Genomic DNA, 262 nt, shown 5'->3' on the forward strand with positions numbered 1-262 from the left:
GTGCGGGGCTATGTGGCGGGCGAAAGCCTGTGGTCCAAGGGCCAGAAAGATGCCATTTACTACCTGACCCTCTACGCCGATAACCGCAACGACGCCACCTACCTCAAATACCAGCAGGCCATTGCCGTGCCCCAGGGTGGGCATGAATTGCGCATTGCCCTGGACCGTCCCAATCCCGACATGGAGGCCGCGCGCCTGGGTATTCTCAAGGGCGGCAACCATCCGGACGACGTTTCCAGCCTGATCTGGCTGTACCTCAACT

1 pseudogene is annotated in these 262 nt (G+C 60.7%); it reads left to right on the plus strand.

The features are described from left to right. Window positions 1–262 (plus strand): annotated as a pseudogene (locus tag AAEZ05_RS29065) (PAS domain S-box protein); the annotation flags it as partial.

The organism is Pseudomonas sp. HY13-MNA-CIBAN-0226, assembly GCF_040310305.1.
GTDB lineage: Bacteria > Pseudomonadota > Gammaproteobacteria > Pseudomonadales > Pseudomonadaceae > Aquipseudomonas > Aquipseudomonas gregormendelii.